The 15,760-nt window shown below is 39.2% G+C and carries 13 protein-coding genes and 1 pseudogene; 7 read left to right on the top strand and 7 right to left on the bottom strand.

Translation table 11 applies throughout. From position 1 onward, the window contains the following. Positions 1 to 744: pseudogene (gene psaA, locus V7K25_RS19270) on the bottom strand (photosystem I core protein PsaA); the annotation flags it as partial. Between the two features lie 544 nt (positions 745 to 1,288). Between psaA and V7K25_RS19275 the strand changes: the two are divergent. Next, positions 1,289 to 2,968 (top strand): hypothetical protein, encoded by a 1,680-nt coding sequence (locus V7K25_RS19275; RefSeq protein ID WP_335160122.1) that lies wholly within the window; start codon positions 1,289 to 1,291, stop codon positions 2,966 to 2,968. Here V7K25_RS19275 and glsA read toward each other — a convergent pair. Further along, on the bottom strand, positions 2,945 to 3,859 hold the full coding sequence (glsA, locus tag V7K25_RS19280) for a glutaminase A (RefSeq protein ID WP_335160112.1): 915 nt from the start codon (positions 3,857 to 3,859) through the stop codon (positions 2,945 to 2,947). The two genes, V7K25_RS19275 and glsA, sit on opposite strands and share 24 nt — an antisense overlap. A gap of 109 nt (positions 3,860 to 3,968) precedes the next feature. On the opposite strand from glsA, the gene V7K25_RS19285 reads away from it, so the two are divergent. From V7K25_RS19285 to V7K25_RS19310, 6 genes are all read left to right on the top strand, one after another. Beyond that, positions 3,969 to 4,556, top strand: a complete 588-nt coding sequence (locus V7K25_RS19285) for an RICIN domain-containing protein (protein WP_335160113.1) — start codon at positions 3,969 to 3,971, stop codon at positions 4,554 to 4,556. A gap of 118 nt (positions 4,557 to 4,674) precedes the next feature. Continuing rightward, positions 4,675 to 6,192: a thioredoxin-like domain-containing protein gene (locus V7K25_RS19290; RefSeq protein WP_335160114.1), complete on the top strand. Its 1,518-nt coding sequence runs from the start codon at positions 4,675 to 4,677 to the stop codon at positions 6,190 to 6,192. Positions 6,193 to 6,299: 107 nt separating this feature from the next. After that, entirely contained in the window at positions 6,300 to 6,728 is a 429-nt protein-coding gene (locus V7K25_RS19295; protein WP_335160115.1) for a KGK domain-containing protein, read from the top strand. After that, on the top strand, positions 6,725 to 7,078 hold the full coding sequence (locus tag V7K25_RS19300) for a DUF952 domain-containing protein (RefSeq protein WP_335160116.1): 354 nt from the start codon (positions 6,725 to 6,727) through the stop codon (positions 7,076 to 7,078). Before V7K25_RS19295 ends, V7K25_RS19300 begins: the two co-directional genes overlap by 4 nt. A 327-nt stretch (positions 7,079 to 7,405) precedes the next feature. Further along, entirely contained in the window at positions 7,406 to 8,047 is a 642-nt protein-coding gene (locus tag V7K25_RS19305) for a Uma2 family endonuclease (protein ID WP_335160117.1), read from the top strand. Between the two features lie 278 nt (positions 8,048 to 8,325). Next, positions 8,326 to 9,246, top strand: a complete 921-nt coding sequence (locus V7K25_RS19310) for an RluA family pseudouridine synthase (protein ID WP_335160123.1) — start codon at positions 8,326 to 8,328, stop codon at positions 9,244 to 9,246. 225 nt (positions 9,247 to 9,471) lie between these two features. Here the strand turns inward: V7K25_RS19310 and V7K25_RS19315 are convergent, their stop codons facing one another. From V7K25_RS19315 to V7K25_RS19335, 5 genes are all read right to left on the bottom strand, one after another. Continuing rightward, positions 9,472 to 10,239, bottom strand: coding sequence for a phycobilisome rod-core linker polypeptide (locus tag V7K25_RS19315; protein ID WP_335160118.1), 768 nt, complete (start codon positions 10,237 to 10,239; stop codon positions 9,472 to 9,474). 385 nt (positions 10,240 to 10,624) lie between these two features. Next, positions 10,625 to 11,179 (bottom strand): hypothetical protein, encoded by a 555-nt coding sequence (locus V7K25_RS19320; RefSeq protein WP_335160119.1) that lies wholly within the window; start codon positions 11,177 to 11,179, stop codon positions 10,625 to 10,627. Further along, positions 11,180 to 11,797 (bottom strand): phycobiliprotein lyase, encoded by a 618-nt coding sequence (locus tag V7K25_RS19325; protein ID WP_335160124.1) that lies wholly within the window; start codon positions 11,795 to 11,797, stop codon positions 11,180 to 11,182. Between the two features lie 442 nt (positions 11,798 to 12,239). Further along, positions 12,240 to 13,334, bottom strand: coding sequence for an acyltransferase family protein (locus V7K25_RS19330; RefSeq protein ID WP_335160120.1), 1,095 nt, complete (start codon positions 13,332 to 13,334; stop codon positions 12,240 to 12,242). 416 nt (positions 13,335 to 13,750) lie between these two features. Next, a complete protein-coding gene (locus tag V7K25_RS19335) occupies positions 13,751 to 14,950 on the bottom strand; it encodes an acyltransferase family protein (protein ID WP_335160121.1) in 1,200 nt (399 codons plus the stop codon). Positions 14,951 to 15,760 lie beyond the last annotated feature (810 nt).

Raw genomic sequence — 15,760 nt, forward strand, 5'->3', positions numbered from 1 at the left:
GTCTTTGTTCAAGATGAACTCGTGGGGCAAGGGTATGTCTTTGAGAGCAACGCCTGCATCCAAAAGCTTGTTGGTCGGTGCGGATACGTGGATTATGTGACCTGCCCATCCCAAAGAACCACAACCTAGCAAGATTTGCAAGTGGTGATTCAGCATTGACTCCACATTCTGGAACCATTCCAGTTTGGGAGCGCGTTTGTGGTAATGGAACCAGCCGGCAAATAGTAATAAGCCTGCTAATACTAAGCCACCGATCGCAGTCACGTAAAGCTGGAAGGAGTTTGTGATCCCCCAGCCACGCCATACTTGGAACAAACCGGAGGTGATTTGAATACCGTGGAAACCACCGCCAACATCACCGTTTAAAATGTCTTGTCCAACAATGGGCCAAACGACTTGAGCACTTGGTCTAACGTTCAACGGGTCGCTTAACCAAGCTTCGTAGTTAGAAAACTTCGCGCCGTGGAAAATCATCCCGCTCAACCAAACCATTATTACGGCTAAGTGGCCGAAGTGGGCTGAGAATATCTTGCGGGATATATCTTCTAAATCGCTTGTATGTGTATCAAAATCATGGGCGAGTGCGTGAAGGTTCCAAATCCATGTGGTGGTTTTGGGGCCTCTGGCTAAGGATCTGTCGAAGTGTCCAGGTTGCGCCCATTTCTCGAATGAGGTTGGAACTGGGTCATTATCGACGATTACTCTTGCCTTCTTTTCCTCTCGCTCCGGAGGACTTATTGTCATTCGACCTCCTCTCTAGATAAGGAATGAGGAATCATGAATACCACAAAATTAACCATTACCGCAAATTCCAGAATTTTACTGAAGCCGCGATGAAGACCGATGTGGATTGTTGTTTCTCGTTGAATTATAGAGTCTTAACTTGTACTTTGTTGGAGATAGTTGGAGATATTTTAACAATAATTCAAACTTGCCGAAATATTGCTGGAATTCCTGCCTTAACTGCCTTTTAACTTTAAAGCCTTTGTCCAAAAGTCAATAGATTATCGATTTAATTTACAAAGAATAACAATTTGCAAATTTTATAGTTTGGCTGTATGAGGCGATGTTCCAGCTTTGGCTGCTATTACTTATGAACATTTGTGTCATATTTCCATTGTTGCAAGTAAAAAGCTGTAAAGAATATGACTCATTTGATAATTTCCTGGGATACACAAGAAAATTATGGGATTTGAAGCAGATTTCATCTTTTGGGCTATAGTTCCAGATGGACAGTTTGAGCCAAAATAATCTGTCAATTGTCGAAGACTATCACTGGGTGCAACGCATGAACTCGTGGCAGAAAAGGGTGTTAGAGAAGCTCCTCCCTGAGAGGTTCCCTATTTTCAGGTGGGCAATCACATTAGTGCTGGTATTAAGCTTGATTAGTTGTAGCGAGAAAGTGAGTAGCCAGGAAGTATCTACTGACTATAGAGAAAACCCTCCACAGATTTCTCAAATTTCAAAGCAATTTTCGGAAGTTTCCCCACCATCTGTTATCCAAGAACTGCGGACAGGTTTGGAAGTTTATCAGCCACAAGTGACAATTGTTACTCCACAAGCTGATGAAGTTCTCCAAGACAACAAAGCCACAGCCAGTTTTCAGGTTAAGGATTTACCAATATTTAAGGATTCCCAATTACAACTAGGGCCCCATCTACATGTAATTCTAGATAACCAACCTTATATCCCTGTTTACGACCTGAGTCAGCCCTTGGTTTTCCCAGACTTGTCTCCAGGGACTCATACCTTGCGTGTCTTTGCCTCTCGTCCTTGGCATGAAAGCTTTAAGAATGAAGGCGCTTATGCCCAAACAACATTTCACGTCTTCACCAAAACCGACGACAACAACCCAGATCCCAAGTTACCCCTGCTAACTTACAGCCGCCCTCAAAGTAGCTACGGAGCAGAACCAATCTTACTGGACTTTTACCTGACTAACGCTCCTCTGCACCTCGTTGGGAAAGAAAACCCTAACGACCAATTCAGTGATTGGCGCATTCGCTCCACAATTAATGGTGAAAGCTTTATTTTCGATCGCTGGCAAGCAGTTTATCTTAAAGGCTTCCATCCAGGAAAAAACTGGGTAAAACTAGAATTTCTTGATAATCAAGGAAATTCTGTCAAAAATGCCTTTAATACCACAGTTAGATTGATTGACTACCAGCCAAAGGGTAAAGACACTTTGTCCAGAATTGTCAGAGGAGAAGTTACAGCAGATGAGGTGCGCGGCATTGTAGATCCAAATTATAGATTCACACCTACGCCGTCCGTTGAAAAAACACCCCAAATACAACCAAAGGTAGAAAAACAGCCGATTCCCGAAATTGAAATTCCTAAAGAATCTGAAACAGAGCCAACCAAGCCAGAACAACCAAAATTGGAAGTTCCAAAGGCTGTACCATCTCCCAGCTTGTCCCCGATAGCGCCAGAAATAATTACGCCTAAACCAGAACCTCAGCCAGAAATAACACCAACTCCTGAATCAACGCCGTTACCTAAAAAAGTTGTCCCTCAGACAACAAAACCTAGATTTGGCGGATTTTTAAACCGTCGGGCTGGTAAAGTCCCCACCCCACAAGCACCAGTTGAGAAATCTCCTAGTTTGCCACCGACGCTACCAGAGATTATTGAGTCTCCTGCACCTGAAATAATTACGCCTACACTAGAACCACAACCAGAGGTAACGCCAACTCCTGAATCAACGCCGTTAACTGAAAAAGTTGTACCTCAGCCTACAAAATCTAGATTTGGCGGATTTTTTAACCGTCGGGCTGGTAAAGTCCCCGCCCCAGAAGCACCAGTTGCGCCATCTCCTAGTTTGCCACCGACGCTACCAGAGATTATCGAGTCTCCTGCACCAGAACCACAGCCAGAGGTAACGCCAACTCCTGAATCAACGCCGTTGTCTAAAATAAGCGCTTCCGAAGCAGAAAAACCGGAGTTAACCAAAGACACTCAACTGTAACTCTTGCGCTAAAGCCTCAACAAACGCGATCGCACCTACAGGATTTCCGATATTATCCAACACGGGACTGTAGCAAGCGATCGCTCCCTCACCTGGTACTATTGCTATAAGTCCACCAGCAATCCCTGATTTCATTGGTAAACCAACTCTGACTGCAAACTGGGCAGAAGCTTCGTACAGTCCACAAGTTAACATCACAGCATTGACAATCCGGCGATTTTGTGCTGATAAACAGCTATTTTTACAAGCTAAGAATTTTCCTAACAGGGCTAAATCTTCAACTCGCCCAGATATACAGCATATTTGCTCGTAGGTGTCAAGTGCTGTTTCCAGATTTTCTAAATGATTTGTTTCGGCAAGATAGTGTGCGATCGCTTCATTGGCTCTTGAACGGGTTAACCGCACTGAAGACAGCATTACCTCATCTAAAGATAGTTGGCAATCGGCTAATTGGTTGAGCCATTGGCAAAATAAAAGAGTCCGTTGGCTAGCGTCCTTTCCTGGTAATTTGTCAGCTAGAGTAATTGCTCCACTATTAATCATCGGATTGCGGGGGTATCCGCGATCGGCAACCAACTGCTCTAAAGAATTGAAGGGTGCATCCGATGGTTCCACCCCAACCCACCCAAAAACCGTTTCTGCACCAAAGTGTTCTAGCAGATAAAGTAAGGAAAATGTTTTAATAACGCTCATTAGCGGGAAAACACAAGCTGTATCTCCAAAGCCGATAGTTTTTCCCGATTCACAGCAGATGTGAACTGCAAACCAACCAGGATCAGCCAAAGCTAATTGCGGAATGCGATCGGCAACTCGTCCGTGTTTAGCCTGAATTTTAGCTAGTTGCACCCAGGCTGATAAGTTTTTAGTAGTTAGTTTGTCAAGTCTTTTCAAAGTGTAAATTTTCTAAAAGTTCATTTATTAGATAGTAACTAACAGTATATTCTGAAGTTTACAAAAGCTTTTTAATAACGTAGAAACACGAAATTAAGGAAAAAAATTTGTGAAACCGAATTTAAGAAAGCATACAGCGATCGCAGTTGGATTCGTTGGCTCATTGTTATGGGGAGCAACTTGCGTTCTAGAAAATCAAAATGCTATTGCACAAGTAGGGGGAATCTTTATAAGAAACGAACTATCAAACAAGTGCATTGATGTAGCTGGAGACCCTGGTACAGCGAATGGTGCACGATTGCAACTTTTTGATTGTGAACTATCTGGATTTAACTCTTCTGGTAGAACCACAGATCAGAAATGGGAATTTATTCGTGGGGGATTTATCAGAAATGTATTATCCAACAAATGCATTGATGTAGCTGGAGATCCTGGCACAGCTAATGGTGCGCCATTGCAACTTTTTGATTGCGAACTATCTGGATTTAACCCTTCTGGTAGAACCACTGATCAGAGGTGGGAATACATTGGTGCAGGATTTATCAGAAATGGATTATCCAACAAATGCATTGATGTAGCTGGAGATCCTGGCACAGTTAATGGTGCGCCATTGCAACTTTTTGATTGCGAACTATCTGGATTTAACACTTCTGGTAGAACGTCAGATCAGAGGTGGAGATGGCAACCAAGTTTTTAAGAGATTAAGGGGTGGAGTGCAATGACTCTGGGAATCATAACTAATTATCCGAATATGATATTAATTACGAATTACGAATTACGTTAGCGAAGCGGGGCGTAGCCCATTAGAAATTAGTATGATTCCCCGTGTCAGATCGCCAGAATTACCACAAAATGACTCTTGGCTCAACACCGAAAAACCATTGTCTCTTAAAAAACTCAGGGGTAGAGTCGTAATCTTAGACTTTTGGACATACTGCTGTATCAATTGTCTGCATATTTTACCAAACCTGAAATATTTAGAACAAAAATATAAAGATAGTCTTACTGTTATCGGTGTCCACTCCGCCAAGTTTGACAATGAAAAAGAAACAGAAAACATTCGTCAAGCTATCCTGCGCTACGACGTTGAACACCCAGTTTTAATTGACAGCAATTTTCGACTTTGGGAAGAGTATGCTGTACGTGCTTGGCCTACGTTAATAATTATTGATCCAGAAGGTTACGTGATTGGTCAGATTTCTGGCGAAGGAAACCGCGACACTTTAGACGAGTTAATTCAAAAGTTAATTCAGCAACACCAAGACAAAGGCACAATTAATTTTCAAGAACTCAGCTTGACTTTAGAAAAACAGCGCCAACCATTAATCACACCCCTAGCTTTTCCTGGTAAAGTTCTAGCCACTCCAACGGGTTTATTCATCGCTGACTCTGGACATCATCGCCTGATTATGAGTAGCTTTGATGGGGAAATTTTACACTTGATTGGTACTGGAAAATCTGGCTTAACTGATGGTGCTTTTAACGAAGCGCAATTTTTTGCACCACAAGGAATGGCTTATGATGCCGAAAATCAAATTCTTTATGTTGCTGATACAGAAAATCATACACTGCGGCAAGTTGATTTAAAGCGCCAAGTAGTGGAAGCGATCGCAGGAACTGGTGAACAAAGTCGCAATATCCGTCCTCATGGCGGTGCTGGTTTAGAAACTGCGCTAAATTCTCCTTGGGATTTAGTCAAAGTGGGAAATACCTTGTTTATTGCAATGGCTGGGCCGCATCAAATTTGGCAAATGGATTTAGAAACTAGCATTGTGAAAACTTATGCTGGTACTGGTGCAGAAGCTTGCGTTGATGGTTCACTTACCGAATCTGCCTTTGCTCAACCTAGCGGTATTAGCACAGATGGGAATGAATTATATATTGCTGACAGTGAAGTTAGTTCAGTTCGGGGTGTGGGAATTGTAGAACCCTATCAAGTGCGAACTGTTTGCGGTAGTGGGGGGTTATTTGGTTTTGGCGATGTAGATGGACAAGGTGAAGATGTTCGTTTACAACACTGTTTAGGAGTGGAATACGCTGAAAATTCTCTCTGGGTAGCAGATACTTATAACCATAAAATTAAATTAGTTAGTCCTAGTACAGGGAATTGTCAAACAGTTTTAGGAGATGGTACTAGTGGCTTACAAGATGGCCAGGGTAAAAACACTCGGTTTTTTGAACCTTCGGGATTGAGTGCGATCGCTTCTTTTTTATATATTGCTGATACTAATAATCATGCTATCCGCCGCGTAGATTTGAATACGTTTGAGGTGACGACGCTAGAGTTTATTGGGTTATGTGCGCCATATGTTTGTATTCCAACTAATTTATAGTATTTAGGTATTCTTACTAGCTTGATATCAACAAAATTACAGAATAAGCTGGGAGTAAGCTTAAATTATAAAGCTAGTATTTTGCACTCTAAATTGACTCAATTGATATGAATTATCAACTCATTACTCTAGACTGTGACGACGATGTTGTACTCTTGCATAAAGACACTTTTAAAGTCAGCAGATTAAAGGAATTAGTTCGGGAACAGATTTGCAGCAAATGGGAAAAACATAGTTATTATGATTACTCGACTCAAAAACCTAAAACTCAAATTTCTGAATTTTTCAAGCAAATATCTTTTAGTCAAGAGACTATGAAAATAGATCAAATTAAATTTGATTTAACTACAGATTGCCAGATACTTAAAATTAACGGTAAAGGCTGGCAGAAAGGTAAACTAAAAATTCAAATATACATATCAAATGCAACCATAGATAAATATAAATTATGTCTTGAATTTTGTTCTGATGAACCAGAGGAACCTGAATCGCCTTTAGATGATATTCGTAAAATGATACAAGCAGAAGCAACATGAACACTATCTTCCACATCACCAAACGCCAACAATGGGAACAAGCAAAAAACATCGGTAGATATCGCGCTGATTCGTTAGAGAGTGAAGGTTTTATACATTGTTCAAAATCAACGCAAATACTCAAAGTTGCAAAAATATTTTTTGATAATCAAAAAGAATTAGTACTACTTTTTATTGATTCTGCTCAAGTTCAAGCTGAAATTCGCTATGAACCTGCTGAAATAGGCGAATTATTTCCTCATATTTATGGTGAATTAAATATTGATGCTGTGTATAAGGTGATTGATTTTGAAGCTGGGGAAGATGGTTTATTTGAGTTGCCGCAAGAAGTTATAAATTTAGAATTATGAACCGCAGAGGCGCGGAGGACACGGAGGAGAGATAAAAAGAATTTAAGCGATCGCTTTTTGGTTAGGGCGTTTGCTACATCGAATTTTAGAAAATCCCCTTTTCTCAGAACTTGCACCAGTTCCAACAACCGCCTCAGAATGAATTCACCAGGCGTATAGCTAAAGTCTTCTTTAGAAGACTCACTAAGGATTAGAGTCCACTTAAGTGGACTTGCGCTATTAGCCAGAGAATTTATTCTCTGGCGGGAAAGTGGGCAGGTGCAAGATATAAGTTTTCGCTGATGTCAAATTTGAGTAAAAATGAAATTATTTAACAACTAACATCCTATGGTTACTCTTCAACTCAAACAAATTCGAGTTCCACCAGGACAAAGAATAATCCTGGAAGATGTGAGTTGGCAAGTATTTGAAGCAATTATCAACGAATTAGGAGAGTATCGCAGGAGTCGAATAGCATACAGCCAAGGAACTTTAGAAATTATGGCTCCATTACCAGAACATGAGCGATCTAAGGTAATTATCGGCGACTTGGTGAAAGCCTTGCTAGATGAACTCGATCTCAATTGGGAGTCTTTAGGTTCAACTACCTTTAAGCGAAAAGATATAAGTGCAGGTATTGAACCCGATGATTGTTTTTATATTCAAAACTATAAGCTAATGATTGGGAAAGATAGGATCGACCTAACTGTTGACCCTCCTCCTGATTTGGCGATTGAAATTGATGTCACCTCTAAAACCCAAATTAGTGCATATCAGGCGTTGAAAGTACCTGAAATTTGGCGATATGAAAGCAAAAACCTAGAAATTAGCTTGCTGCAAGGTGAACGATATGTGAAGTCTCTCATTAACCCCACATTTCCCACTTTTTCTATCACGGAACTCATTCCCCGATTTGTAGAAATAGCGCGAACTACAGGAATGAGTTCAGCACTTAGAGTTTTTCGACAATCGGTAAGAAAACAAATATAAGACAGCTAAAGCAGAATTAGCAGATACATAAACTTTCGTCCGCCTCTGTAGACTAAGGTCAAATCAAGGTTTTACCTGAGTAGATGCGATTTCTAACCCCCTTTTCAAGCATTCCGCGCTTTACTTAAAGAACGGGGAATTAATAATTTAGAGCAATTGTGACCGAATTTAATTTACAAATCCAAGAAAATAGCGATCGCTTTGCCAACGCCAAGGGCGAACGCTTGTCAACTCCACTAGAGGATGCAGCGTCTAGCTTACTTCCCTTCAAGGATAAGATACACTGCGTCAACAATAAAGGCAACGATCGCCTTGACCGTTACCTTTCCCAAGAATTACCAGACTTATCCCGTTCCCGCATCCAACAGTTAATCGAACAGGGCAACGTCCAACTTAATGATAAAGTTTGCACATCTAAGAAGATCAATGTCAAGGTAGGCGATCGCATCACTCTCGAAATACCAGAAGCGCAACCTTTAGAACTCCTTGCAGAAGATATCCCCTTAGATATCCTCTATGAAGACGACCAGCTACTCATTCTTAACAAACCCGCAGGTTTAGTTGTCCATCCTGCACCTGGTCATCCAGATGGCACTTTGGTAAATGCTCTATTGGCACACTGCCCTAATTTACCAGGAATTGGCGGAGTCCAACGTCCGGGAATTGTCCATCGATTGGATAAGGATACAACGGGTGCGATCGCGATCGCTAAAACAGAAGTTGCCCATCATCACCTACAAGCACAACTCAAAGCTAAAACCGCACGGAGAGAATACTTGGGCGTGGTTTATGGTGCGCCAAAAGTTGAAAGTGGCAGAATTGACTTGCCCATTGGTCGCCATCCACAAGACCGCAAAAAAATGGCTATTATGCCTGTTGAACAAGGCGGACGAGCCGCCGTCACTCATTGGCAAGTACTAGAACGCCTCGGTAACTTCACCTTAATCCATTTCCAACTAGAAACTGGACGCACCCATCAAATTCGCGTCCACAGCGCCAAAATGGGTCATCCCATTGTCGGCGACCCAGTTTATAGTTCTGGTCATTCAGTAGGGGTAAATTTACCTGGTCAAGCACTGCACGCTTGGCGACTAAAATTGCAGCATCCCGTATCTGGAGAGTTGATTGAGGTGACAGCAAACCCTCCCAGCCACTTTACAAAACTTTTGGAGATGCTAAAAAGACGAACTACACTTTAAGCTCATCCCGCATCTGAAAGCAGCACCATTTTACAGACATTAATTAAGTATTGCAAAACAAACCATGCCCAATCCCCAATCCCCATTAACAACTAGCGTACATAAGACATGGGATAGAGTCTGTTCCACTAGTTCTACCTAAATGAAACTCCTACATAACCCAAGACTTATGCACGCTATAAAATGAGCAAATGGATGTACTAGACAGCCATCGAACAAAAATCGTTATTTAATTCCTGCCAGTTGCCGATAAGGTACAGACTTTTCGATATCGATGTTGAATGACGAGATCCTTTGTGGCGCATTGCCAGTTGCATTGACACTTTGTGCCATAGACAAGAATAGAGCTGGATCGCCAGCCTTGGGCTTTTGCTCTTGTGGAAGGAATCTGCGTACTTCGACCTGCCAAATGATTTGGGGGAAACCAAGTTTGGTACGGTGGTAAGCTTCGTATCGCGGAGATTTAATGTTGAATGGCAACTCACCCTCAGCGCGGGATGGCAATATGCGACGGCGCTGATAAGGCACTGTGGAGTCTCCAAAATTGCTCAGGTACTCTTCAGTGTTGAGGACTTCATCAATAAAGCCTCTAATACCCTTGGTAGCGACTACAATTGACCAGGCAATTTTTTCCCGCTCATTGTATGGGTCGCGTCCTAGAACGCGCTGGATTACTTGCTCAACAAACCGATAATTACTGTTGAGATCGTAGAAGCTTTTCTTAAAGGTATTGGAAAGTACCAACCCACGAATAAAGTCCCTTACTGTAATTTGTCCATTACGGAGTTGAGACTCTAAATATGTTTCGCGATCGGCAGTAAAGGCATAAAAGAAAAGTTGACGGTATGCTGCTTCGATCAGAATATCTAAATCTGACGGAGAAAGCAAATTATCTGTAGTAAAAATCCTGGGCTGTTCATCACCCGGTACTTCGTATGCAGCTACACGCTGATTTTGACTTGAAGGGTCGTATGTTAACAGAGGAATTGCCACTCTAAAGCCTCCATATTTCTTAATTAAAGTTAACAACTTTAGATCATATATTAAGGGAGTAGTTGTATCAGAACTTCAGATTCTGATAAAATTTCACGAAACTTAACTAAGGGGAATTTAACTATTCCAAAAAACAAGGATTAGCTTTTTGGACTCAACCCATAGTTAATTTATAAAGGCAGTGAGCCTTTCAGCCAATAACTACCTAAAAAACTTTGTTCACATAGTTCAGATTAGAAGATTCAGTTTCACCTTTTTGAAATAAAGCAATAATTTTTAACATATAGCAAAAGAAATTAATGGGGAGTGGGGAGTGGGGAGTAAATAATTAAGGATAAGGGGAAAGACTTGTTGCAAGTTCTCACCTCTTGTCTCTTTGTCTCCCCTACTTCCTACTCCCTTGACCTATCCAAAATTGCAGGGGATCTATGGTTGACTTACAGTGAGGCCAGCTACGCAAAGTTGCTTCCATCCCTGACTCCCAGTAGGGTGGTTCTAATCCCAGTCCTAAACATAGATGAGATAGGATGCTAGCAAACTGCTCATTGTGACCAAAGTCTCCTAGATGGGCATGGGCGTATTCATGAACAACTACACCAAACCAGTCTCTAGGTGCAACTCTACCAACATCTACCAGAATAGTTACTGGGTTTGTGAGAATGTTGCACAGCCCGTCGATGCCAAAGGATTGAGCTATAGGGACTGCAAAAATTTGGATGTGGCGACGCTCTTGAGGATGAAAGCACTGATGACAAAGGTCTAGATAGGTATTGATCTGAGCGTTAACGGTGTTAATATTATCGCCGATCCAAATACAAATGGGGATGCGATCGCGCACGTTATCGAATACATCCACCATACCCGGCTCTAGGGCAAACCCCTGTACTTGATGCAAATAATCTCGACCACGAGTAAAAGCATCGGTCTGCTTGAGAATCATTCACCAGCCCAAAACTGAATAAAACTGTCTTTTTTCCAAAACATCCGACCCAAGTCTTTCTGTTACTTGTTCTGGGTTGGAAGCCTCAATAGAAGTTTCAATGCGAGTTTCGGTACAAAATGATGCAGTGCTGAAGCCACCAAAGCGTTTCACTGTACTGGTTCGTAGTCGCATATTTGGGCTAGGGAACCAGAATCTCTCAATGGAACTCATTGTTTCGTATTCGGTTGTCAACACTAGCCCATCTTCATCATCCATGTGAAAAAGACCGACTACAGGCATAATTTCAGCGTAGCCTCTTTCACGGAGTAATTTACCAGCTCTGGGATTATCGCCATCAGGCACGATCGCAAATATGGTTTTCCCTTGATGGTTCTCGTCATTTTCTCTATCCCAAGCCATTGTGCCCAGCCAACGCACCCGCGATCCACCTACTGACAGGCTAGGGTCAATCTGATGATACTGGCACAGTTCAATGATTTCGGGATGATTGGCATCCAAAGTTTCTACCTGTATATCCGATTCTCCTGTTTCTGAGCGCTTAAAGGGTAGGTGATGAGTTGCACGTTGCGATCGCCACTTCCCAGCGCTTAACTGAAAAAAGTCCATTGCGTCTATCAATCTTCTAACTCCTACTTATTACTCCTGCGGATGATGTTTTACGGTTTTTTATTTTTATAGTTTTTGGTATATAAACATTGTGACATACTACCCACGCTCCTCTATGTAACCATTATAAAAATAAGCAATTAAGATTAAGCATATCAAAACGTCGTTTAATAAGTTGGCAATTATATGCAGTTCACGCTGACAAACTATGACTCAAGTAATGGAAGAATTGATTGACTCATTACCAAACATAAAAAATTATCATTCTTCATCGCTCCCTAATCCAAAAGCTATTTTATTCTAAAATGTCACTTTTTACTCTTACACGTTAATTATTTCCAAATGGGCGTTTTAGAGGGTTAGGCTCGTTGCTAAATTATTGTTTTTCCCATTAAATAAATAACAACTGCCTTCAAGTTTAGAATAAAACATTACTGCTTTTTGACCAGTATCAAGTCATTTTAGCAAATACTTTTTTCCTTAAATTCCCAATTAATGGTTTTTCAATATAAGAATGAACTACACATCCCATAAGTACTGTTAGTATAATAATAATAGATGCAATAGCGTTGCAATATATAGTGTGGTTTTGAATCAAATGTAAAATATTGAATTTCTCTATTAACTTATTGAATATTTTGCTTATATTACTTAAGAAAAACCCGTGTGTTAAATATATAGAATAAGACGCATTGCCTAAATAAATTAGAATTGGTGATACATTTATTGCTTTTGATACTTCTAAATGAACAGATCCGATAATCAGCAACGTAAACGGAATTCCATAAGCTACTAATGAAGAGATGCCTGAAACATTAAATTCACCATATTTTGTATTTATAACTGATATCATCAACAAAAATATTGAAGCATAAATTAATGATGCTCCAAATTTGAATTGATATTTATATATCGTATAAGCAGCCAAACAACCCAGCACAAATTCTAGATTATGTGGAGAAAATATAAAGTTTGGCAGATAGCTTTTGCCGATTGGTAAAATATTGAAGATATTAAAAATTATACCAATTATCCAAGCAAAAATTATCGCTTGGTAAATTTTTGTATTTTTGAATATTAGGAAACCAAATATACAGTAGAAAAACACTTCATAACTGAGCGTCCAACTGACACCAATAAAACTACTCTCTAGAATCGACCGATCTTGGGGTACCAACAAAATAGCCTTGATAATTTCGTCTGCACTTCGCTGATAAATGCTATCTTGACCAGTATTAAATAGAGAAACTAAAATTTTAATGCCTAAAATGCTCCAATATAATGGATATACGCGGATAAATCTTTTAAAAACGAAAGGCGTAAACTTATCAGGTTTACCTATATCAGATTGATGAATATAAAATATAATAAATCCACTGAGTACGAAAAAGAAATCAACGCCTATCCAACCGAAATGAAATACTTGCAATAAATATAAATCATTTTGATGTAGTTCACGAGAAACTATTCCATTCCCGTGGTGAAGAATTACCATTAGAGCAGCTATACCGCGATATACTTGTAGTAAATTTAATTTTTTGTTCATAGTAATTGCAGGGTTAGTTGTAAAAACTAAATAAATTATTTAAATCACTAAATACCAAGAGTAGTGTAACTGTTCATTTTCGTAATCAAGCAACAACTTTAGAAGTAACAGGAATAGAAAGAGATAGTATCGCTCCACAGCAAAACTATGTAAGCTTCGTGCTACTTCCAGAAACTTGTGCTTATTGATAAATTGGAAGTAGTCCGGGATCATTTAAGCTAGATTATTTTTGCTGACTAGATTCACTTTGGTTTTAATACCTAACTCAGGTATAGTACCATATACATGAGTTGCTGCGTTAGATAATACCAGCATAAATGCAGGCAGACAGGGCATCGTTATAGAGTAAGTAAGGTGCCATGCGCCTGGGAAAGGTTTCACCACAAGTAGGCGTCTTGATTGGCTCGGCATATCAGTTAAGCTTGATTTAAAGCTCTGTTTTTTATCCAAGACATAATTAGATTTCTAAACTTGCCTGTTTTTACCTCAGTAAAATGTGCTATGACAACTGCATATAAAAATACAAATATAACTATGATAAGCGCCAAGAATATGTGCAAAATATCTGGCTCCCAAGGGTGATCGCCAATTACACATGCTCTAATAAAGCACAGTATTGGCATGTGGACAAGATAAAGAGTATAGGAACATCCTGCTAAACCTTTAGAAAATTTTTCGTATCTTCCTTCTTGCCTTATTTGACTACGACTATTAATTAGAAGGTATATCATGACGGCAGTAGAAAATCCTATGAAAAAGTCTGCTATTTCTCGACCAATAAAATGCTCACTTATTAATGCAATGTACAGAATTAGTATAGACAAAAGAGTAAGTGGCTGGAGGATATTTTTGTTATTAAGATATTTAGAAGGATGAGATATACTAACTAATGCTCCCATCAGCCAAACCAGAAAATAAATTCTAATTTCTGAACCAACCATTAGTAATATACCTGAAGCTAAACAAGCATAGAAGACACGCGCTTTTAAGGATTTAGCAAAAAAGAATAGAATGATAGAAGGAAAAAGTATATAGTACCAAAATTCATAGGCTAAACTCCAAACTGCTTTATTTGAACCAAATAAATCTACAAAAATCGTTTGCACAAAAGCTAAAGTTCCTAAAGCATTTTGAAATGTGAAATTTTCCAAAATTTTGTAAGTTGCTAAATGACCGTTGTGAAACTTTTCTCCATAAAAGCTATCTTGTCCAGTACCAAATATTTTTATACCGAGAGAATCCCAAAAAGCAGACAGTAATAAAGCAGGAATTAATACTATATATAAACGTGTTAAACGATCTACTAAATAATTAATCCAATACCATTGCTTTTGCTGAATTCTCTTTATTACACTAGCTGAAATAAAAAATCCACTTAGCACAAAAAATATCATTACAGATTGATGACCCAATACTGTGAATGAATTTAACCTTTTTATCAAAAAACTAGGGTTACTAATTTCTGAATATTCTAAAAATAATAAAATTCTCATGTGGCCGAGAAGAACTAATAAAGAAGCTAAACCTCTTAATAAATCAAGATGAGTAGACCATTGATAATTCCTGATTGAAGGAATATTATAAATAGGCTGTGTCTGAGTTTCTGTTTCTAGCATTTTGGATATTTAACAAAGATAAAGTTTTTATAGAAAAGGATAATAAATCTAGATTTTGCAATCTCTTATCCCTCTAATTTCAGAGTGGATAACCTAATGAAAGACTTTTGACCCCCCAGTAGCGCGCTGGCCCGCCTTAATCCCTTCCTCACAAGTGAGGAAATGTGGGGTTATTCGGATTTAGTAAATAATCAAGCAGACATGATCTCATGTCTGACTTTCAATAGCAAATTTTGCCACTCAAAAGGTATATAGAGAGGCGTACCAATATATCAAAAAAAGCAAAGGCTAATTTATTTTATGAAGTTATTAACTGCACTATGTGCAAAAATATTTTCCTCATTAAACCGTTAAAATATGAGAAAATATCAAGATAAAATTGGTAGCTCAATACAATAAATAATATACAATTATCTATATATAAATACTTATAAGTTTCTAAGAAGGGTTTTTAAAGCTTGTCCAAAGTTTATGGGAGCTTCATTAAACTCCAATTAAAAAGATAAGATACCCTAAACAAGACTCAGGAATCTCATTGTCAATGGAATTAGTGTTCTTTTATTAGTCTAAAAAATAATATAGAAGTAACTTGGCTAGAACTTCGTTCAATTTAAGGTACTTCTATATTAATAGGAATTCATATAGGAATCGTATTTTATTTTTGAAATTATCTATGTGGGCGGGGAGTGGGGAGTAGGGAATAAGGAATTAGGAATTAGGGTTCTTCCGCTAGTTTTATGGAGAATCAATACTAAAATGCCAGTTTAATAAACTGCGTAATCTAAAATTGCTAAAGTTACGAAAGCCATA

Origin of the sequence: Nostoc sp. (genome assembly GCF_036919495.1) — a bacterium.
Lineage (GTDB): Bacteria > Cyanobacteriota > Cyanobacteriia > Cyanobacteriales > Nostocaceae > Nostoc.